This is a genomic window from Rhodoplanes sp. SY1 (genome assembly GCF_046000175.1).
In the GTDB taxonomy this organism is placed as follows: Bacteria; Pseudomonadota; Alphaproteobacteria; order Rhizobiales; family Xanthobacteraceae; genus Rhodoplanes.
In genome coordinates this window covers 1-735 of record NZ_JBEOMB010000302.1, presented here as the reverse complement: position 1 = coordinate 735, position 735 = coordinate 1, and the positions used below count along the sequence as shown (strand labels likewise).

Annotated in this window: 1 protein-coding gene; it reads right to left on the bottom strand. The window is 70.9% G+C overall.

The window, feature by feature from the left end:
• On the bottom strand, positions 1-735 hold a 735-nt coding region (locus ABTU92_RS29260), incomplete at both ends, for a CorA family divalent cation transporter (protein ID WP_408095064.1).

The following is a 735-nucleotide window of genomic DNA, read 5'->3' as shown; positions in this document are numbered from 1 at the left end:
GGGCCGAGACGATCACGCCGGCCCAGAAGCCGGCCTCCCCGTCGGCGAAGGCCATGCCCTTGAGGTTCATGCCGAAGAAGCCGGCGACCAGGGTCGGCGGCAGGAACATGATGGTGACGATGGAAAGGGCCCGCAGATTGCGGTTGGTCTCCTCGGCGAGCTGGCTCGACAGCTCGTCCTGCAGCATGCGGGCGCGGTCGCGCAGCGCGTCGATCTCCTGATCGAGACCGTCGAGGCGCTGCGACAGGCGCACCGCGTCGAGCCGCAGCGCGGGGGCGAGCTCCTCGGGCTCGATCGCCTCGAAGCGGTGGAACAGCGCCTTCAGGCCGGCGAGCTGGCGATGCAGGCGCACCGTGGTGCGGCGGAAGGCGCCGAGCTTGCGGCGCTCGTCGGTGGTCTCGAGATCGAGGATGCGCTCCTCGATGCGGTCCATGTCGAGCGCCAACGTGTCGGCGAGGCGGTCGATGGCGTCGACCACATGGTCGATGACCAGCTCGATCAGGGCCGCGGGCGACTCGACTCGACGGCCGGCGCGCAGCATCTGGCGCACCTCGTCGACGGCGTTGAGGGCGCGGCGCCGGGCGCTCACCAGCACGCGCTCGCGCATGGCGAAATGCAGCAGCCGCAGCTCCTCGGTGACGCCCTCGAACTCGCGGCCGAGATCGGCGATCACGCCGTAGACGCAGTCGCCGTCGACCTGGAGCTGCTGGTGCGTGTCGGGCCCGAGCAGGGCCT